Annotated in this window: 19 protein-coding genes and 1 pseudogene; 11 read left to right on the top strand and 9 right to left on the bottom strand. The window is 63.6% G+C overall.

The window, feature by feature from the left end; translation table 11 throughout:
- Positions 1 to 32 precede the first annotated feature (32 nt).
- From RKP46_RS07645 to RKP46_RS07610, 8 genes are all read left to right on the top strand, one after another.
- Positions 33 to 527 carry a TRAP transporter small permease gene (locus RKP46_RS07645; RefSeq protein WP_300333618.1) on the top strand — a complete coding sequence of 165 codons (495 nt, stop codon included), beginning with the start codon at positions 33 to 35 and terminating at the stop codon, positions 525 to 527.
- Positions 528 to 559: 32 nt separating this feature from the next.
- Complete coding sequence (locus RKP46_RS07640; RefSeq protein ID WP_311106095.1) at positions 560 to 1,840, top strand: TRAP transporter large permease; 1,281 nt, start codon at positions 560 to 562, stop codon at positions 1,838 to 1,840.
- Between the two features lie 62 nt (positions 1,841 to 1,902).
- Positions 1,903 to 2,817 carry an L-threonate dehydrogenase gene (gene ltnD, locus RKP46_RS07635; RefSeq protein ID WP_311106094.1) on the top strand — a complete coding sequence of 305 codons (915 nt, stop codon included), beginning with the start codon at positions 1,903 to 1,905 and terminating at the stop codon, positions 2,815 to 2,817.
- A gap of 21 nt (positions 2,818 to 2,838) precedes the next feature.
- Entirely contained in the window at positions 2,839 to 4,119 is a 1,281-nt protein-coding gene (gene otnK, locus RKP46_RS07630) for a 3-oxo-tetronate kinase (protein WP_311106093.1), read from the top strand.
- A complete protein-coding gene (gene otnC, locus RKP46_RS07625) occupies positions 4,116 to 4,775 on the top strand; it encodes a 3-oxo-tetronate 4-phosphate decarboxylase (RefSeq protein ID WP_311106092.1) in 660 nt (219 codons plus the stop codon). Before otnK ends, otnC begins: the two co-directional genes overlap by 4 nt.
- A gap of 10 nt (positions 4,776 to 4,785) precedes the next feature.
- A complete protein-coding gene (otnI, locus tag RKP46_RS07620) occupies positions 4,786 to 5,586 on the top strand; it encodes a 2-oxo-tetronate isomerase (RefSeq protein ID WP_311106091.1) in 801 nt (266 codons plus the stop codon).
- Positions 5,583 to 6,581 carry a D-erythronate dehydrogenase gene (gene denD / locus RKP46_RS07615; RefSeq protein WP_311106090.1) on the top strand — a complete coding sequence of 333 codons (999 nt, stop codon included), beginning with the start codon at positions 5,583 to 5,585 and terminating at the stop codon, positions 6,579 to 6,581. The genes otnI and denD overlap by 4 nt, the downstream gene beginning before the upstream one ends.
- Before the next feature lie 854 nt (positions 6,582 to 7,435).
- Complete coding sequence (locus tag RKP46_RS07610) at positions 7,436 to 7,936, top strand: DUF488 domain-containing protein (protein ID WP_311106089.1); 501 nt, start codon at positions 7,436 to 7,438, stop codon at positions 7,934 to 7,936.
- Here RKP46_RS07610 and RKP46_RS07605 read toward each other — a convergent pair.
- Both RKP46_RS07605 and RKP46_RS07600 read right to left on the bottom strand, forming a co-directional pair.
- Entirely contained in the window at positions 7,875 to 8,708 is an 834-nt protein-coding gene (locus tag RKP46_RS07605) for a hypothetical protein (protein WP_311106088.1), read from the bottom strand. The two genes, RKP46_RS07610 and RKP46_RS07605, sit on opposite strands and share 62 nt — an antisense overlap.
- A 13-nt stretch (positions 8,709 to 8,721) precedes the next feature.
- Complete coding sequence (locus tag RKP46_RS07600; protein WP_311106087.1) at positions 8,722 to 9,129, bottom strand: hypothetical protein; 408 nt, start codon at positions 9,127 to 9,129, stop codon at positions 8,722 to 8,724.
- Here RKP46_RS07600 and RKP46_RS07595 point away from each other — a divergent pair.
- The 3 genes from RKP46_RS07595 (at position 9,120) to RKP46_RS07585 (ending at position 12,285) form a co-directional block, all read left to right on the top strand.
- Positions 9,120 to 9,314: an SCP2 sterol-binding domain-containing protein gene (locus tag RKP46_RS07595; RefSeq protein ID WP_409194115.1), complete on the top strand. Its 195-nt coding sequence runs from the start codon at positions 9,120 to 9,122 to the stop codon at positions 9,312 to 9,314. The genes RKP46_RS07600 and RKP46_RS07595 overlap by 10 nt on opposite strands.
- A 252-nt stretch (positions 9,315 to 9,566) precedes the next feature.
- Positions 9,567 to 10,850 (top strand): SPFH domain-containing protein, encoded by a 1,284-nt coding sequence (locus tag RKP46_RS07590; protein ID WP_311106086.1) that lies wholly within the window; start codon positions 9,567 to 9,569, stop codon positions 10,848 to 10,850.
- Position 10,851: 1 nt separating this feature from the next.
- Positions 10,852 to 12,285, top strand: a complete 1,434-nt coding sequence (locus RKP46_RS07585) for a hypothetical protein (RefSeq protein ID WP_311106085.1) — start codon at positions 10,852 to 10,854, stop codon at positions 12,283 to 12,285.
- A 161-nt stretch (positions 12,286 to 12,446) separates the two neighbouring features.
- Here the strand turns inward: RKP46_RS07585 and RKP46_RS07580 are convergent, their stop codons facing one another.
- From RKP46_RS07580 to RKP46_RS07550, 7 genes and pseudogenes are all read right to left on the bottom strand, one after another.
- On the bottom strand, positions 12,447 to 14,528 hold the full coding sequence (locus tag RKP46_RS07580; protein ID WP_311106084.1) for a HAMP domain-containing sensor histidine kinase: 2,082 nt from the start codon (positions 14,526 to 14,528) through the stop codon (positions 12,447 to 12,449).
- The gene (locus RKP46_RS07575; RefSeq protein ID WP_311106083.1) at positions 14,525 to 15,241 is read right to left on the bottom strand and encodes a response regulator; all 717 of its coding nucleotides are present in this window, start codon (positions 15,239 to 15,241) and stop codon (positions 14,525 to 14,527) included. The genes RKP46_RS07580 and RKP46_RS07575 overlap by 4 nt, the downstream gene beginning before the upstream one ends.
- A 410-nt stretch (positions 15,242 to 15,651) precedes the next feature.
- Positions 15,652 to 16,167, bottom strand: coding sequence for a DUF6398 domain-containing protein (locus RKP46_RS07570; protein ID WP_311106082.1), 516 nt, complete (start codon positions 16,165 to 16,167; stop codon positions 15,652 to 15,654).
- Positions 16,168 to 16,661: 494 nt separating this feature from the next.
- Complete coding sequence (locus tag RKP46_RS07565; protein ID WP_311106081.1) at positions 16,662 to 17,084, bottom strand: hypothetical protein; 423 nt, start codon at positions 17,082 to 17,084, stop codon at positions 16,662 to 16,664.
- A 116-nt stretch (positions 17,085 to 17,200) separates the two neighbouring features.
- Positions 17,201 to 18,415 carry a M28 family peptidase gene (locus RKP46_RS07560; protein WP_311106080.1) on the bottom strand — a complete coding sequence of 405 codons (1,215 nt, stop codon included), beginning with the start codon at positions 18,413 to 18,415 and terminating at the stop codon, positions 17,201 to 17,203.
- 383 nt (positions 18,416 to 18,798) lie between these two features.
- Positions 18,799 to 19,410, bottom strand: a pseudogene (istB, locus tag RKP46_RS07555) (IS21-like element helper ATPase IstB); the annotation flags it as partial.
- Entirely contained in the window at positions 19,344 to 19,556 is a 213-nt protein-coding gene (locus RKP46_RS07550; RefSeq protein WP_311106079.1) for an ATP-binding protein, read from the bottom strand. The pseudogene istB and the gene RKP46_RS07550, both read right to left, overlap by 67 nt.
- Positions 19,557 to 19,706: the final 150 nt, after the last annotated feature.

Genomic DNA, 19,706 nt, shown 5'->3' with positions numbered 1-19,706 from the left:
GACGCGGTGCTGCGCCGCCCTGCTGCAAGCCCATGACCAAACTCCTTCTTGCTTTCGAGCGCCGGGTGACCAGCGCGATCTGGACGCTGGCGTGCCTGCTTCTGGCGCTGGCGGCGTGCCTGGGCTTTTACCAGGTGCTCACCCGCTTCATTTTCAACGAACCTTCGACCTGGACCGAGGTGAGTATCCGGATGATTCTGATCTGGATGGTCATGCTGGGTACGGTGGTCGCTTTTCGCCAAGGCGCGCTGGTTTCGGTCGACCTGATGTATCGCTTGAGCCGCGGGCTATGGTTGAAGACGCTGCGGCTGATCATCACCGGGATCAGCGTCGTTTTCCTCGGCGTGCTCGTCTGGTACGGCGCCGAAGTCGCCTGGCGTGTACGTTTTCAGGAACTGGCCGGACTTGAGCCGCTGTCGATCGGCTGGGCCTATCTGGCGTTGCCGGTTGGCGCGGCGCTGAGCATTCTCGCCGTTCTGGCGAACCATCTCGATCCACGTCACATGGAACTGGATACCGCTCTCTAGAGCCGACCGATTCCCCCAGGAGGAAGCGCCCGATGTCTGCCGCAATGTTTGTTTCGATGATCGTCTGTTTTGCCCTGAGCGTGTCGATTGCCGTCTCGATCGGCTTTTCCAGTGTCGTCGGCATCCACCTGTTCGGCACGGCGCCCTTGTTGGTGGTGCCGAAGGAGATCTTCTCGTCGATCGACAAGTTTCCGCTGGCGGCGATTCCATTTTTCATTCTTGCCGGCAATCTGATGGAGGTCGGCGGCATCTCGCGTCGGCTCGTCGATTTCGCCAAGTCGATCGTCGGCGGCCTGCAAGGCGGCCTGGCGATCACCTGCGTGCTGACCTGCATGATCTTTGCCGCGGTTTCCGGTTCCAGCGTCGCCACCACCTTCGCCATCGGCGCCATTCTGATTCCGGCAATGGTCAAACACGGCTATCCGGTTCCTTTCGCCACCGCTTTGCAGGCGACCGCGGCGGAACTGGGGGTGATCATTCCGCCGTCGATCCCGATGATTCTCTACGGCGTTTCGGCCGAAGTGTCGATTGGTGAACTGTTCGTCGCGGGTTTCGGTCCCGGCATCCTGATCGGCTCAGCACTCATCCTTTTCGTCTGGGTATGGTCGAAAATCAAGGGCCACGGCAAGGACGATCACCTCGGTCGCTTGCCTTTCGGGCGTGCCTTGCAGGAGGCACTGCTGGCGCTGATGATGCCGGTGATCATCCTCGGCGGTATTTACGGCGGGGTCTTCACACCGACGGAAGCCTCGGTCGTCGCCGTTTTCTACGCGCTGCTCGTCGGCATGGGAATTTACCGCGAGATCGCATTTGCCGATCTGCAGGCGATCTTCAGAAAGTCGGTCATCTCGTCGGCGGTGATCATGTTCATCATCGCCAACGCCGGGTTGTTCAGCTACCTGATCACGCGTGCCGGCGTTCCCGAAGCGATCGGCGACTTCCTCAAGGCGCATCTCGACAGCGACATGATCTTCCTGCTCGGCGTGAACGCCGCGCTGTTCCTGATCGGCATGTTCATCGAAACCTCCGCGTCGATCATCGTGCTGGCGCCGATCCTGGCTCCGGTGGCGATGAAATTCGGCGTCGATCCAGTCCACTTCGGCACGATCATGGTCGTCAACCTTGCCCTGGGGATGATCACGCCGCCTTTTGGCGTCAACCTCTTCGCCGCGTGCACGGTCGCCAGGACTTCGCTCGACAAGATCATCACCTCGCTGGTGCCCTTCGTGCTGGTCATCCTGAGTTGCCTGATGGTCGTCACCTATGTGCCGCAGTTGTCCCTGTTCCTGCGCGACCTGGTCTACGCCCGCTGAACCTGCGGCTGGCGGCAATCGGCTGCGACCGCTTCACTTCATTATCAAGGAAAGCAAACGAGATGGATATTTCTCAGACCCCGCGGGTCGGCATCATCGGCCTCGGCGCCATGGGCATGGGCGTTGCCCGTTCACTGTTACGTGCGGGCTTCGCCGTGCACGCGTGTGACCTGCGCGAGGCCGCCGTGCAGACGATCGTCGAGGCTGGCGGCGTCCGTGCCGAATCGCCAGCCGCTCTCGCCCGCACGGTCGACACGCTGATCGTCCTCGTGGTCAATGCCGAGCAAACCGAGTCCGTTCTTTTTGGCGAAAACGGCGCCGCGGCGCAATTGGCACCCGGGTCGGTAGTCATTGCCAGCGCTACGGTGTCACCCGAATTCGCTCGTGCGCTTGGCCGGCGACTGGCCGGGCATGGGCTGCTGATGATCGACGGACCGGTCTCTGGCGGAGCAGCGAAAGCGGCTGCCGGACAGATGACGATCATGGCGGCCGGGCGTCCGGAAGCGTTTGCCAAGTGCGCAGCGGTTCTCCAGGCGATTGCCGGCAAGGTGTATCGCCTGGGTGACGAAGTGGGTGCAGGTTCCGTCGTGAAGATGGTCAACCAGCTTCTCGCTGGCGTCCACATCGCCGCTGCCGGCGAAGCGATGGCCCTGGCGATCCGTGCCGGTGCCGACCCTGAACAGGTTTATGAGGTGATCTGCAACAGCGCCGGGTGCTCGTGGATGTTCCAGAACCGCGTGCCGCATATTCTTGCCGGCGACTATACGCCGTTGTCGGCGGTGAACATTTTCGTCAAGGATCTGGGCATCGTCCTCGACTACGCGAAAAAGAGCATCTTTCCCTTGCCCTTGTCGGCCACCGCCCACCAGATGTTCATGCAGGCGTCCGCCGCCGGCTACGGCGCCGAGGACGATTCTGCGGTGATCAAGGGATTTCCCGGAATAACGCTGCCCGCGCCCAGGGCAGCGAATCACTGAAGGCGGCCAAAGGAGAATCGAATGAGCCTCTTGCTCGGCTGTATCGCCGACGATTTCACCGGCGGGACCGATCTCGCCGGGATGCTGGTCAACGCCGGAATGCGTACGGTGCAGATGATCGGCGTTCCGCGCCGACCGCTGCCCGAGGGTACCGACGCTGTCGTCATCGCGCTCAAATCGCGCACGATTGCGCCCGAGGCGGCGGTTGCCGAAGCGCTCGCCGCGCTTCGCTGGTTGCGCGCTGCCGGATGTCGCCAGATCTACTTCAAGTACTGTTCGACCTTCGACTCGACGCCGCAGGGCAACATCGGTCCGGTCAGCGAGGCCCTGATGGTCGCGCTTGACACGCCGTTTTCGATTGCCTGCCCGGCTTTTCCGGCCAATGGACGGACGGTCTACAAGGGCCACCTTTTCGTCGGCGATGTCCTCCTCTCGGAATCCGGCATGCGCCATCATCCGCTGACGCCGATGACCGACGCCAATCTGGTGCGCGTTCTGCAGCAGCAGGTCAAGGGCAAGGTCGGTCTGGTCGAACAGTCGATCGTCGCGCGCGGCGAGAAAGCCATTGGCGAACGCTTCGCCGCGCTGCGCGCCGACGGCTGTCGGCTGGCCATCGTCGATGCCATCTCCGATGCCGACCTGCTGGCGATTGGCGCTGCGTGCGCCGACTTGCCCCTGGTCACCGCCGGTTCGGGTGTCGCCCTTGGCCTGCCGCAGAACTTTCGTCGTGCCGGTCTGCTGGCTGACGACCTGGTCGCCGATGCCTTGCCGGCGACCAGCGGTTATCGCGCGGTCGTCGCCGGCAGTTGCTCGCTGGCGACGCAGGCGCAAGTGGCCGCGATGTGCGCCGTGCGACCGGCTTTCCGGGTCGATCCACTGGCGCTGGCGCGCGGCGAAGACGTCACCGGCGCTGCCTTGATCTGGGCTGGCGATCGCCTTTCCGACGGGCCGCTGCTGGTCTACGCCAGCGCCGACGCCGAGTCCGTGCAGGCGGTGCAGCAGGAGATCGGCGCCGAGCGCGCCGGCAGCCTGGTTGAAGACGCGCTGGCGCTGATTGCCGACGGTCTGGTCAAACGCGGTGTGGGTCAGTTGATCGTCGCCGGCGGGGAAACCGCGGGTGCTGTGGTCAAGAAACTTGGCATCGACGGACTACGCATCGGCGCACAGATCGATCCGGGCGTGCCGTGGACCACCGCCCTCGCGGCCACATCCGGTGCGGCGCCGCCTTTGGCGCTGGCGCTCAAGTCCGGCAACTTCGGTAGCGTGGACTTCTTCCTCAATGCCTGGGACAAGCTGACATGAGCGCCATCGCCGCCCATGCCGGCGAAAACCGGCTGCGCGAGCGCATCGTCGACCTCGGTCGCTCGCTCTTCGCACGAGGGCTGACCGCCGGTAGCAGCGGCAACCTCAGCGCGCGCGTCGACGATGGCTGGCTGCTCACGCCGACCAATGCCTGCCTGGGCGAACTCGATCCCGCGCGCCTGGCCAAGCTCGACTGGCAAGGACGGCAGCTTGCTGGCGACTCGCCTTCCAAGGAAGCCTTTCTGCACCGTGCGATGTACGAGGAGCGACACGCTGCCGGCGCCATCGTACACCTGCATGCCACGCATGCGGCGGCGGTCTCCTGCGTCGCCGGGCTCGACCATGACGATTGCCTGCCCCCGCTGACCGCCTATTTCGTCATGAAAATCGGCCGCTTGCCATTGATTCCCTATCATCGGCCGGGTGATCCGGCGCTCGCTGACGCCATTCGGGGGCTCGCCGGGAAGCACAGTGCCGTGTTGCTCGCCAACCACGGCCCGGTCGTCTCGGGGACCACGCTGGAGGCAGCGGTCTACGCGATCGAAGAGCTCGAGGAAACCGCCAAACTCTTCCTTCTGCTGCGCAACACCCCGGTCAAGCCACTCAACCCACAACAGATCGCAGAATTGAAGTCGGCGTTCAGGCTCGACTTCTGAAAGGACCGCCATGCCCAGGTTTGCCGCCAATTTGACGATGATGTTCAACGAATTGCCATTTGCCGAGCGGTTTGCCGCGGCGGCGCGCGCCGGATTTCAGGGCGTCGAATTTCTTTTTCCGTACGAACTTCCGGCGAGCGAAGTCGCGCGGCTGTTGCGCGAAAACTCGCTGGTCAACGCCTTGTTCAACCTGCCGCCGGGCGACTGGGCAGCGGGTGAACGCGGCGTAGCTTCATTGCCGGGACGTCAGGACGAATTCCGTGCTGGCGTGCACGTGGCGCTCGACTACGCGCTTGCCCTCGGTACGCCGACACTGCACGCGATGTGCGGGTTGCTGCCGGTTGCTGCCGAGCGCGAATTCCATCGCGCGGTCTACATCGAAAACCTGCGTTACGCCGCGCGCGCATTGGCCGAGCACGGCCGTACGCTGGTCATCGAGCCGATCAATACGCGCGACATACCCGGCTATTTCCTCAATACGCAGGCGGAAGCGCACGCCGTCTGCGCAGCGGTCGGCGAGCCGAACATCAAAGTCCAGATGGACTTCTATCACGCACAGATCGTCGAGGGAGACCTCAGCGTCAAGTTCAGGCAGTACTTCGCCCGCATCGGTCACGTGCAGATCGCCAGCGTACCCGAGCGCCACGAGCCCGATGAAGGCGAAGTGAATTATGCGCACATCTTCCGCCTGCTCGACGAACTGGGCTACGACGGCTGGGTCGGTTGCGAGTACCGGCCGCGCGGACGAACCGAAGACGGTTTGTGCTGGTTGCCGGAAAGCGCCCGTCGGAACTCCGGAGAAAGGTCATGAAAATCGTCATCACCGGTGGCGCCGGCTTTCTCGGTTGGCGTCTGGCGCGCCATCTGCTCGCCCGCGGCCACCTGACCGACGCCAGTGGAAAGGAGCGCGAAATCCGCAGCATCGTTCTCGTCGACCTGGTGCCACCGGCCCAGGCTCTGGCCGATTCGCGTCTTTCGCTGGCCTGTGGCGATATCAGCGACGCCAGCTTTCTGCGCCAGACGATCGACGCCGAAACGGCTTCGATCTTTCATCTTGCCGCAGTGGTCAGCGGCCAAGCCGAGGCCGATTTCGAGCTCGGCATGCGCATCAACCTGGACGCCTCTCGCCGGCTGCTCGACCATTGCCGCACGTTCGAGCAAGCGCCGAAGTTCATCCTGACGAGTTCGGTCGCCGTCTATGGCGGACAGCTTCCCGAACGCGTACTCGACACGACGGCACTGTGTCCGCAGTCGTCCTACGGCGTTCAGAAGGCGATCGCCGAGCTGCTGGTGAACGATTACAGCCGGCGTGGCTATGTCGATGGCCGCGTCCTCCGCCTGCCGACGATCAGCGTTCGTCCCGGCAAGCCGAATCAGGCGGCCTCGAGTTTCGCCAGCGGCATTATCCGTGAGCCGCTGCTCGGCCAGCAGGCCGTCTGTCCCGTCTCGCCCGAAATGCGTCTCTGGCTGCTCTCACCACGGCAAGCGATCGCCTCGCTGATCGTCGGGCACGAACTGCCGGCCGCCGCTTTCGCCTTTGGTCGAACCGTCAATCTGCCGGGCATATCGGTGCGGGTCGCTGAAATGGTCGCAGCGCTCGGCCGCGCCGCGGGTCCGGAGACGACCCAGCGTATCCGTTGGCAGATCGATCCACTGGTGGAACGTATCGTCGGCAGTTGGCCGCAGTCCTGGGACATCGTGCGGGCGAACGCCCTGGGATTCGTCGGCGACGCGAACTTCGACAGCATCGTCCGTGCTTTCATCGAGGATGAACTGCCGACTTTTTCTCCCGGCGTCGTGAACTGACCGACGAGCGGCCCGAACCACTCACAGCCCGGCCACGCTGCACCGCCTCTGCGAAAGGTGCCCAGACCAGCGAGCGAGGATGCCGAATTCCCCGTGTACCGATCGCGGCAGCGGGCCCACGGGGAACCGGGTTGGCGGAGCACTCTTGCTTTGGCGCCGATGTAGCCGACGCGTGCAAGCCAGCCGGCGGCTTTCGGCAACTGGGGTGCCGTTGCCCGAACAGGGGATTGAAGAGCGCTAGCCAGGCGCTGCTCGACCATCACGCGTTCATTGCTGAAAGGAATCTCGCCGCGCACCAGGACGGGGGGGCGTTCCGCAGGAGCGAGCCACTCGAGCAACTCCGGCAGACGAGGCAGGCCAGGTTTGGCCGCATTCACTCTGCCGCCTACAAACTTGCGTGGCTGATCTACAGCATGCTGACCAAAAGCCGGGAGTACGCCGATGAGGGCCGGCCTGCCATAAAGAACGTCATCGCCCAAGGGTGCTGCACAACCTCGTCAGACGCGGGTAGCGCCGCTGCCCCAGAATCGACAGCAGCCAATGTGCCGAGAACGTCGTCCCCCTTCGGTGGACTGGGGTTCGCGTAGGCTACCGGACTCCCCTCCCGCCACCGGGTGAACAATCCCGCGACGTCAAGGAATTCGGCAAGGGACGGCAACCGCCCTATAGCCGTGGTGCTTCCGCCTCATCCCGGCGAACATGAAACCGCCTATGGCGACCGCCATCCGCATTTCCTCAGCGACATGTTCCACTCCTGCAAGGCGGCATCGACCAGTTTGATCAGGCCAAGACAGGACAACTTTTCTGGCCCGGCGCGAGCGCATCAGGTAACATGTACGCGAGGAGGGCCCTCAATGACCGTTTTTACAGTAGGGTACGAAGGGCTTGATATCGATGCGTTCATGTCGTTGCTGGCAAAGCACGGCATCGAAACCGTCGTAGACATCCGTGAGCTGCCTCTGTCCCGCAAACGAGGCTTCTCAAAGAAGGCGCTGGCCAGCGTCCTGAATCTTTCCGGCCTCGAGTACGTCCACATGGTCGAGCTTGGCTGCCCGAAGCCAGTGCGCGATCGTTACCGCGTTGATCGCAACTGGAAGCGCTACACCGATGGCTTTCTGAAGTACCTTGGGACGCAGCAGGAGGCCATCGCGGACCTCTCCGACTTGGTGAGCTCGTCGCACTGCGCACTGCTGTGCTACGAAGCTGACTTCAATTTCTGCCACCGTTCGATGGTGGCCCATGCTGTGCGCGACTACTGCGGCGCGGACGTCGAGCACCTCAAAGCTGAGGGCGCTAGAACAACGAGCCCTGCGTCGATTCGAATGGCTTTCGCTCAGGTGGATAGACCAGGCTGATGATCAGCCACTGGTCTTGGAACCGGTGCTGGTTCCCCATCAGGAACATCAAGTCCTTACCCCCGAGCTGTTCCTCAAGCTTGGCGCGAAACGGCGTTTCCCAAGCTTCACCGTGGCTGCGCCGGCAGTTCCAAAACAACGCACCCGCTTCCCAGTCGACGATCTTGTGTTTGTGCTCCTTCTCGCCCTCAGGCGTGTCGCACACGTATCGGTAGTAAAAGCCGAACGGTACCTTGCGTAGCTCCTTCACCTGCCGCTTTGCCTCGGCCTCAGAGAAGAGATCCCCCTGCATCTGCTCACGCATCAGCTTCTCCTTTTCCTCTTCCGTCCAGTCCGGGTTTCGGGCCTTTGAGATTTCGAGACCGAGCAGCCTCTTGGGACGAAGCAACGCAATCGACAATCCATTGCCCTGCCGTCCTGACGCCAGGAGGGCATCAACGCTGCTGAACGTCGGGATCCTGTCCAGCCACATCCAACGGGATGCCCACCCCTTCTTGGTGTCAATCACGTCCCCGCAGGTAATCGTGTCGATGTACAGCTTGTGGCTCTCCGGCCGATGATCCCTGGTGGCCTTCTCGACCCGAACGTGGATCCACTGCCATTTCTTGAACTGCCGACCTTCCTCGATCATCCGGAATGGGACAGGGAACAAGCGGCGCATCAAGCCGTCTTCTGTGATCCCGGCGACGCACGACGTTTCCACGTACTGCGCACTGGGTGACGGGTAGGTCTTCGCCAAGATCAGGATACGCTCGACTCGCCCAAGTGCCATTCCATTATTCCTTTCAGCCCGTCGCCGCCGCAGCCCGCGACAGCCTGAACAAGCTCTTCACTCCTTTCTCCGCCGTGCTCGGCATCGTATCCCTTTTTTTGTTGCCTGACATTGGCGACGAAAGTCGTTGTTCGTGCAATCCTGTTGTTCCCCACTGCGAGTACGACGTGCTGGTATTCAGAATCTGGATGACCGCGAGAAAATCACCCTCTTGGCTCGCCAGGAACCAGCGGCTCAGGCCGCAGAATCCTTTCTCGATCTCGAAGGCGTCAAAAGGGGAATCCAGCGGTTGGATTCCAGCAGCCTGTCGGCCTTTCGGTCCGGGGGGCGTGCTCAATTGAGCGAACAGGCGTATCCCGTAAGGAACAGATTCCACAATGAGTGGTGTGCAAGCAATGCTCTGGGAACGAGATGCGGCCACTTTCCTCGGCTGTTGAACGTTCCAACAAAACAGACCTCTCTTTCCGGGCCGGTCTCTCGGCATTCCTGCAGTGGCTCGCGCGCCGGGAAGATGCCGACACGCTGTTCTTCAACCGTGAGCTGTCTATTGTCGGCGATACCGAGCTGGGGCTCCTGGTCAGGAACGTGCCCGACGCGATCAACTGACCGCGCTTGCTGGAACAGCTAGACCCGGGGCCGACGACAGCACGATTTCTTCACTCGCGTGAGCAAACGTACACAGCCCGGAAGAAGCGCTCCCGGTTCGTGAACAAACTGCTCCCGCGTCGCCGTTGAATCTTCCGCGGCCCCTCGACGACCATGCACCCCATGCCGAACCAGGGTGCGGACCGATCTTCCCGCCCCCACGGCCGGGCGCTTGCCCCACTTGTCGAAGATCATGTTCCGGGAAGAAATCTGATGAAAGCTCAATTCACCAAAATCGTTCAGCGCCTGCGCGAAGCACTGAGTGGTGTCGCCACCGCGGACGCACCGCTGGCCATCAGCAGTAGCGGCGCGCCGCGGCAGCGCGCGGTCAGACTCATCGCCATCGGTGGGCTGGCCGTGGCGGCTTATGTCCTCTACGCTCATCCGCCGGTGCAGAGCATCGATCGCGGCGAGATCGGCGTCCGCCTCAACCACTTCACCGGCGAGTCGGTCGAAGTCTCTGAAGGCGCCGTACTCGTCGTCCCCAGGCTGCACGAGCTGCGCCGCTTCTCGCTGCGTGACCAGCTCTATCGCCCGGCCGACGGCGTCAGCGCCAACGGCTCGGCTCCCTTCCAGTCGGTGGAAGGTCTTTCCCTCGGGGTCGACGTCTCGGTGCGCTACGCGCTCGATCGGCAGCAGATCGCCGCGATCGCTCGTACCCTGCCCGAGGACATCAGCAACCAGGTCGTCGATCCACTGGTTCGCGGCGTCCTCTACAAAACGCTGGCGCGCTATACCGTGCGCGAGGTTTTCTCGAGCAAGCGCCAGGAGATCGAGCAAGTCATCGAGCACGAACTGAAAACGCGCCTGGCCGCGAACGGGATCGTCCTCGACTCGGTGAGCATCGGCAAGGTCGACCTGCCAGCCGATTTCAAGGCCGGAATGGAGAGTCTGCTCGCCGAGGGACTGGCGACCGAGAAGATGCGCTATACGCTCGAACTCAAGGACAAGCAGGTCCGGGAAAGCGAACTCGAAGCCGAGGCCGAGAAAGTTCGCCGAGAAAAGGCGGCCGAGGCGGCCGGCCAGGAACAGATCATCGCCGCCAAGGCGCAGGCCGAAGCGATGAAGCACGTCCTGCCGTTCAAGCAGAAGCAGATCGAACAACGCGCGCTGGAAGCCGAAGCCGAGAAGACCGGGCGGATCAAGAACGCCGAAGCCACAGCGCAGGCACGCCGGATCGAGGCGGCAGGCGAGGCCGATTCGCGCCAGAAACTGGCCGATGCCGACGCCTATCGGCAGGAGCGCCTCGGCAAGATCGCCAGCGAGCAACTCGCGCGCGATGGCGCGCTGATCTCGAAGAACCCCTTGCTGATCCAGAAGACGCTGGCCGATAAACTCTCCGACAAGATCTCGGTGATCATCGCGCCGCCGCCCGGCGACGGCGGCTTCATCGGCGCGACGCTGCTCGGCAGCAATTCGGCCAGCCGCGATCAGCCCAAGGCACTGCCGAGGACCGATCCGGTCGCCGCCGAAGACTCCGCCGAGCAGGGACGCTGACATGCTCGCCACCGCTCTCACCGTCATCGCCATCGTCACCCAGGATCAGGCCGTGCTGCGCGCTGCACCGCGCGAGTCCGCCGCGCAGCATGCGCTCCTCTGGCAGGGCGACAGTCTCGAAATCCGGGGCAGCAAGGGCGACTATCTGCAGGTCTATGACCACCGCCGCGAGCGCGCGGGCTATCTGCGCGCAAGCCAGGTGCGGCAGCAGGCATTGCAGCCGGAGAACGCTCCCGAGTTGCTTGCCGTCGTCCGCTTTCTGCGCGACACGCCGGGCGCGGAAGCCTTGGGAATCAGCTACGCGGCGGCCTATCTCAAGGCAGCACCGGCCGAGGTGATCGACGGCGAGGTGTTCGACGCCCTCGGCGCGTTTGCCGAGCGCCTCGCGCAGCGTGCGACGGCGCGCCAGGGCAAGGCCCCCGACAACACGCTTGGTGCACATCTCGAGGTCGCCGCCCATTATGGCGTCGATATGGTCAGCCTCGAGCGTGACGATCAGGTCCGCCTCTGCTACAGCGGCGAGGCGTTTCGCCGGGTGCTGGCCTTGCGCGCGAGTGACGTGCAGAAGGCGCTGGCGGCGCTGGCGCTGACCCGGCACGACTGCGTCGCGCCGACACTGACCCCGGTCGAACGCTTCTCGCTCGACAACTGGCGCGCTGATGTGCTTGACCGGATCAACAGCGTGCAGCTCCCGGAGGTGCTGAAAAACCGCCTGCACCTGCGCCGGGCAGGCGTTTGGGCGAGCCTTGCCTGGCAGCGCGCGCGGCGGCCGGAATTCGGTCCTGCCGCCGTTGCGCAAGCCGCTAGCCGCGCACTGAGCGAATTGGCCGCGATCAACAAGAGCGAACTGGCGGAAAGCGATGCCGCGGCTTACAGTGACGCGGCGCTGCGCGTCGGTGCTTCGCGCTGGGCCGCCGAACCGGGTGTGCCGGTCGCTCCGCTCAAGGCAGCCGGCGGGCTGGCGATCACCACGCGCTCCGGACAACCCGGCGAAACGTGCATCGACCTCGTCCAGGCCGGGAACGGCGCGCAGCCGCCACTTTTCACCCGCTGCACCTATGGAACGGTGTGGCCGGCTTCGGCCGCCGTGCATCCGCAGGGAATGGCGGTGACCGTCGCCGTGCAGCCGCTCGACACCTGGCGTGAGCTCTGGGTGTTCCGGCGCAGCGCTGCCGGGTGGACGGTCGACGTCATCCCGCCGGCGAATGACCAGCCGAACCTCGGCTATCTCGAGTTCGCCGGCTGGGTGCCCGGATCGTCGCAGATGCTCGCGGCGCGCGAGACGAAGCTGAATGGCCGCTACAGGACGAGCTTCGAGCTGATCAACCTCTCTACACTCGCAGTCGAGCGCTCGGCTGACCGGCCGGCTTCGCTGAGCGCCTTCTATCGCTGGCAGAGTCCGCTCTGGAAAGCGCAAACGGTAAGTCTGCGCTGAATGGCCGTGCATGGCGAGCGGACGACGGCGCGCTGAATCCGGATCGCTTGCGGCAGGCAATTGTGCGGTGCCTGGTCGTCCGCCAAGCTCCGTCCGGAGACGCGCTACTCGAAGGCGAGCCGCCACAGCGGGGCTTGGCGGTTTGGCCTTCCCGCCACACGTCACATTCGGCCCGCTCCGCTGCGCACCCGTTGCAGCGTCAGGACGAAACTCACGCCATCCTCGGCGTTGCTCGCCACAATCGTGCCGCCCATCTTGGCCATGTAGGTCTTGGCGACGAAAAGGCCCTGGCCGCGGTTGCCATTGGCGCCGGATTCGATCTGCTCGGACACACCGTACTCGAAGATCCGTTCCAGGAGTTCGTCGGGAATCGGCTTGCCGACGTTGTGGATCGATACCGTGACGGCAGTGTCGCTCGTTTGCAGCGTCATCGTGATCGGCGTGCCTGGCCGCCGGCAGCGCGCGGCGTTCTTCAGCACGTGCGTGAATACGTCTTCGAGGGCATATTCGTCGGCGCGCACGAGAACCGGGCCCTCCGCCGGGCGGTAGCTCAGATCGGCAAAGCCCGCGTTATCCGCGACATGCTGGAGGAACTCGGCGAGGTCGACCGACTGTACCTCGATCGACGACGACTGGAAGGCCTCGCTCGGGCTGGCGCTGCCGTAGAGGATGCGCGCGGCCTGCTGCATTCGACTGATGTAGCGGTGGCTCGGGTCGTCCGGGTCGCCGTGCAGCACCAACAGCGATTGCAGCGGCGACATGATCTCGTGCCCGACGGCGTGCCACTGGTCCTTCTCCTGCGCGGCCCGAATGCGCTCGCGTTCGGCGTCCTCCTTTGCCCGCCGCAGCAACTCATTCAGGCAGTTGGCGAGGATTCCGAGCTCATCACTGCCGCGCAGGTCGGCGAGGTCGAAACGCTCCAGCCCGCCGGTCGTCTGGACGCTGCGCGAGAGGTCGCTGGCGCGTCGGGTGAGACGCGCAATGCGCCGGATGATTCCCGCTTCGATCGCCAGCCAGGCGACGGCGATCGCCAGCAGCATGGCGCCGACGAACCACGAAACGCGCGTGGCAACGGCGCTCAGTGTCCGGTTCACGCTGCGTGCATCGCCGCGGAGGACGATCTGGTAGCTGCCCAAGGGTGTTGCGATCTCGTCGACCAGCTCGACCGGAGCATCGTAGGTGTCGACCGGCAGCTTGCGGATCAGGCGCGTGAGCAGCGGCGAGAACGCTTCGAGTATCTCGTCCTGACCCCTCAGATGGGCGACCTCGATGTCCTTGCCGGCGACGCCCTTGCGCACGCTCAGCGTCTCGCCGGGCAGCAGCAGGCTGGTCAGGTCGTTGAGCGAGAATGGCGGTCGTGCTCCCTCTTCGTCGCTGTCGAACAGCGCCGGCGCGTCGCCGGGCGGCAGCACCTGGAGGCGCACCCGAAACTGATCGAGATCGGGCGGCGGCCAAGGCGGTCTTTTCCCCTGCAGCAGCGCCTGGCTGAGAATCTCGATTGGCAGCCGCAGCGAGAAGAACGATCTCCGCTGACACTCGCTCGTCTCGTCCTGGCCGTCGAGACACGCACCGCTCTGCCAGACCCAGCCGCGGAATTCCTTGACCGGCTTCTGACCGACATAATCCCGCTCGTCGCGTTCGACGTATCCGGTGAACCGCCCGCGAACGCCGTCGCTCAGCGGCCGGCTGTGGGCGCCAAGCGGTTCGAAGGGGGCGAGCCAGCGGTAGGTTTCGCCGCGCAGCGTGACGCTGACGCGCAGGCGGTGCGCGCCATCGAGAAGCTCGTCACCGATGCGGTGCGCCACCAGCGGCGCGCTGGCGAAGGTGCCCGCGGCGTAGATGAAGCCGCCCGCCCAAGGATTGTTGCCGATGGCCACGCAGAGGCTGCCGTAGTTGCGGTACTGGACCAGACAGCCGGCCATTTCGACCGCATGACGAACCTTGTTCTGATCGTCGAAGTCGATGCCGGAGAAGGGCAGGACGACCGGGCGCACTGGGTTGCCCGGCTCGGTGCCGCGCGGCGGATTGAGCAGCGCGAGCTGCCCGGCCGGGTGACGCAGGCGAGCGGCGATCTGTTCTTTGGTCTTGGCGAAGCTCGCCTGGTAGGTATCGTAGCTGCGCTGCTTTTCCTCCTGCAAGACGGTGACCGCCATCGTCAGAACGGCCAGCGCAAGCAACAGGAACGCGCCGCGAAAGAGGATGCGCAGACGGAACGACGCCAACCAGGCAAGCGCCGCGCTCATCCGCGGGCAGCGTCGGCCGGCGGGTCCGACCAGCGAAAGCCGCGCATCGGGATGTTCTCGATGCGGTCGAAGTCTTCATCGAACTCGCGAAAAGCCTCGCGGATCGCGCTGATGTGTTTGCGTACGTTGTCCCGGTTGCGACCGCTTTTCACGACCTGGAAGAACTCCTCGTAGGAAACCACCTGGCCACGCTTCTCGTAGAGCGTGGCGAGAATCCGCTGTGCCGTCAGCGGCAGGTTGACCCGCTTGCCGCGCCACAGCGGAGCCGCCTGGCGGAGCGGGTCGAGCGACAACTCATCGCCGCAAGCGGCGTTCGCCCTGCCGTGCTCCCGGTCATGCGCGGTGCGCAGAATTTCGAGGAAAGTGTCGACGAAATCGGATTCGGAGAAGGTCGCCTTCTGCAGGTAGTCCCAGGCATCGAGCGCCTTCATGATGCTGCGGTAAATCGCCGCCGGCATCGCCGAGACGACCAGCACCGGCGTCCCGCGCCCGCCTTTGTTGATCGCGTTGATGATCGCCACGCCGGCATGGCGCTCGCGCCCCAACTCGATATCGAGCACGACCAAATCATAGTCCTCGCGGGCAATCGCCGCTTCGGCTTCGTCACGGGTAAACCACTGCTCGACCCGAATGCCCGGCCTGGCTGCGAGAATCCACTCAGCGAGCTGGTTGCTGGTGGGCCGGTCGTCTTCGATGACAGCGACTTTGGGCATCGCTCACGCTCCGTAAGGGTTTGCTCAAGTATCTCCGATTTCTCCGGAAGAAGCATTCCCGCCGCGTGAGTGTTTGTTCACGACGGCGCAGAGGCGCCAAACCGCCGGAAAAGGGGCAGCCACAGGGTAGCTGCCTGGGTCTCCGCTTCGCCTCGAAAAGCGTCTAGCGAAAGGTACGAGCTGGATGGTCGAACGGGCAGCAAGTCGTGCAAGCGAACAGCCGGGCTCGCTGCGTCAGGCCAGCTCACTTGCCCGGCCAGCCCATCCAAAACGACTTCCCGCCCATTCTGCAGGCGCGGCACGCGCGCGGAGGCGATCACACGCGGGCAGTGACCGGATTGGCGAACCGCATCCGCCTTGCGCGCAGACGGGCGTCGTTGCTTGAGGACGTAAGGCTGTCCGCCTTCAGATCATTGCTCATCGACCGGCTGGTCGGCGGGAACAAACGGAATCAGGCCCTTGGCGAAGGCCATCCTCTGCAATTCAACAGAAGCGCGCCGAATGTCTACCAGGACCCCGTTGACCTGCAGCATCCAGACCATCGGATTCCGGGCGAGTTGGCTGGGCAAGGTCCACGCCGGCGCCAATGGATCCATCTTGAGGACTTCCCGGATCTCCTTGGACTTGTTCTGCCCAGTACTCTCGGCGACGCCGAAGAACTCGTAGATCACGCGCGGCTTGCAGTGCGGTGTGCTGGAAGGGTCGTCGAGGAAGTTGACCCGTCCCACCGCGTGCACGGCGCCCGCGGCCCAGACCTTTTCGGTCCCGCGCAACAATGGTGATGGGCGCTTTCTCGCCAGCGCGCCGACCACTTGGTGGATCATTTCACGGTACTCTTCGTTCAGCTTTTCAGCACAGAAGCTATCGGTCAGGGCGGTGATGGCGGCGAACTTCCCGGCCATGGCATTGGGGATTCGTTGCGACAAGGATCTGACCTCCACAGTCAAGAGCGGGATTCGTATTCTCGCAAAGCTTTCGCCGATGCGCTCGGCTGAGGCTCGATTTCAGCCACCGACTCAAATTCCTTCAACACCCCACCGTCAATCAACTCAGGAGCCGCCTTCCCATTACGGCCTGCTGGTTCGGGCGATGAAGGTGGGCGAAGAACTGATCCTGGAGAACAGCGCCGCCCTGTCGGCCTGCATGTTCGCCAAGCTTCGCCTGTTGCTCGGCGCGATGATCCTCGAAGACACCTCCGAAGAGTTCTCCCGCACGACGGCTTCCTCTGACGCTCGGCTGAGCCGGGCCAAGGCTCGCGCCGTCCATCGCTGTCCATGTTTCGTCGTGCCAGAGCGAGGAATTCACCCCCCTCTGAAGCGCCCGCGACGGCGTGGTCCGGCGACGGAAGATGGAGCAGGGCTGCACCGTCGCCGGACCCGAGTGCCGCACGATGTCGGCGCCTCGCGCCAAGTCTTGGCACTCACGGTAGCCGACAGCGCGGTGCCTGCGCTGCTGCAACCCGCCGCGCTTCGACCTCGAACCGGTTGTCCTGGTACGGTCGCCGACCAAGAAGCAGTTGGAGCAGGCTTTCGGCCGGATAGGCGAGGAGGAGCAGCGGTCCCCAGCGTTCGTACTGGGCGACATGCGCTCTCTCGTGAGCACGCAGACGGACATGCTCTTCCTTGCTCACCGCGACGACGACATGGCCCAATGTGATCGCCGCGAATGGCAGTGAATGTCTGTGCGAGTTCGCCGTCCTGTGGCGACCGATCAAGCTGACTTCGAGTACACCGGCGTGCCAGGCGCAACGGGCGCCGAGCGGCGCGCCGACCAGAGCGACCGTGGCGCCAACCGCTGAGGCAGGTGCAGCCCAAAGGTACCTGAGAAGCTTGACGAGTGCCACGGTGCTTCCGCGTGACGCCTGACTCCGCCCCGCGCGGGGGAGCGACGGCGGGCTGAGCGAAGCAGAGGACAGCGGCGCGGCTCCATTTACATCCGCTGCGGGGGCGTCGACGGACTTCAATGGTGCTGATTCGTGATGAACGAGTACACGCCCTGGACCACCTTGGCCATTCGCGCGTAGTCAAGTCGCTCGAAGGTGTCGCCAGCCCTGTGGTACTCGGCGTTTCGGTAGAACGCGGTGTCTGTGACCATCACCGCGGGGATGCCTTCAGCCCAGTAGCTGCGGTGATCTGAAAAGTCGATCCCCGCTATCGCGGATACCGCATTTATCGAGCGAACCGGCAGGTCCGAGGCACCCAACATTGCCGCCTTGAGGCTTCGCGTGGGCGACCAATCCTGAGGACGAGCGACGATCGATATGAAATCGCCCCTGGTTGAATACAGCGCCCCCATACCGGGCAGAGGAAAGGTTTGGCTGTCGGGGGCGTCCGTGAAGTAGCCGATCATCTCGAGCGAAATCATCAGCGCGACGTTTCGCTGCGCGGCCTTGAGCGACTTGGCGTGCCAAGCGCTGCCCATGTGCTCCGTGCGAAAGTGGGGAGGTTCCTCGAGCGTATAGGCCACCAGTTCGACCGGCTGCTGAAGCTGAACTTTCGAGAGCAGAAATGCCAATTCGACAAGTCCGGCAACCCCGCTGGCGTTGTCATCGGCCCCGGGAGTGTGCGTATCGCGACTGTACGGCTCTCGGTTTCTCGAGCTCGCCGAAAGATGCGCGTGCGAGTCGTAGTGCGCGCCGACAACGATCAGCGAACCTTGACTCGGACCGAAGCGAGCAATCACGTTGAAGAAGCTTTCGCCTTCAACGATAACGTCCTGAAGTTCGACAGTTGCTCCGGCGGCAACGAACGCGTCCCGGATGTACATCCCGGCAGCCGTCAATTTCGTGGCTTGATCAACACTGCGCGGGTAAAGCCCGACCGAGAGGTGCCGTACGATCTCTTGCAATCGAACTTGATCGACCACCGGCGGTTTGGACGGGATCGGCGAAACGAAAGGCTGAACGGAAACCAGCCACGCGCCAAATAAAATGGCGCTAAGGATTGCGAGGAAGGCGAAGCGACGAGTCACGGAGAAATGGAGTTGATGCCTGACGAATAAGCTTGGATCGCGCCAAGCCGCGACCTGAATCGCTTGTCGGCCGAGCTCGGTGGCTGGGCCAGGTGGGTGCATGCCGAGAAAAAAGCTTCGAGCGGACATCCAGGAAGATGAGAACGCCGGCCAAGAAAAAAACGCTAGAGCAATGCCTTGCTGACCATGGCGCAGCGTGTCCACGCTCGCAGCGACCATTAGCGCGCTGATTGTACGCGCAAAGTACGGGACTTGTTCGGTCCGGCGCTGTCAAGCCGTTGGAAAACAGGCGTACCAGGAAGAGGGGGGCAGGGTCAGGAAACGCGGTCAGCCACGATTGCCATTGCTTCTCGGTCTACCGGCGCTCTTTGAGGCAACTCCTCGGGTGGCGAGCTTTTCGATCTGCTCCCTGAACCGCTCGTCACCCGGCTGGTGTCAACACCGATTGAAAACTGACACAGTTTTTCGCTTGTCAGCGATTGAAAACTGATACGCCCCGAAAGCGGAGTCAAGGCGGTGGTGTGGCCTCCTGGAGGGCGGGCCGTAGGCCCAATCGGAAGGAGGTCCCACCAGCGGGTCGGGGCTTGCTAGCCGGCCGTCGCCGTTCTCGCTTGAACCATTTCCGCCTGGCGCTGACGTTTCAGCCGGTAGCTTTCTCCGGCGATCGGTACGATCTGCGCGTGGTGGAGTAACCGATCCAGCAAGGCTGCTGTCAGCGTCGCATCCTGGGCAAAGGTGGCATCCCATTGGCCGAACGGCAGATTCCTGGTGACGATCAGGCTGCCCTTCTCGTAGCGCGCGGCGATCACCTGGAAGACGAGGTTGGCCTGCTCGCGGCTCATCGGCAGATAGCCGATCTCGTCGATGATCAGCAGGCAGTAAGCGCTGATCGCGCGCTGCATGACCGCTTTCAACTGGTTTTGGGCGTGCGCGACCGAGAGGGTCAGCAAGAGGTCGGCGGCCGTCGTGAAACGCGTTTTGGTGTCGGCTTGCGTGGCGCGATAACCAAGGGCAATGGCCAGATGCGTCTTGCCCACCCCGGAGGGGCCAACCAGGACGACGTTCTGGCGCTCGACAAAGGCCAGACCGGCGAGCTCGTCGATCTGGCTCCTTGTGACGCCAGCGCAAAGAGCTAGTCGAATCCCTCCAGCGTCTTGATCGCTGGAAACCCTGCCAGACGAGTCAGCAGGCTTTGCTTGCGCACCTGTCGCCCGACGCTCTCGCCTTTCAGGAGTCCTTCGAGAAAGTCGCTGTAGGCGCTTTCACGCTCCGCAGCTTGCTGGGCGGCGGCAACGTAGCTCTGCGCGATGAACGGCAGGTTCAGGCTTTCGCATAATGCGAGCATTCGTTCGTCCTGCGGGTTCATGGCGTGATCTCTGCGGCAAGCTGCTGTTGCCTCAGGAGTTGTGCGTAGACGGTGAGCGGATGCTGCGCTGGTGTAGGCACAGACAACCTGATCTCACGGATTTTGCGAAGTACCGAGTTGCAGAATCAA

Source organism: Accumulibacter sp. (assembly GCF_031732815.1).
Lineage (GTDB): Bacteria > Pseudomonadota > Gammaproteobacteria > Burkholderiales > Rhodocyclaceae > Accumulibacter.
Note: the sequence above shows the minus strand (reverse complement) of the source record. Positions and strands in the feature narration are given on the sequence as shown.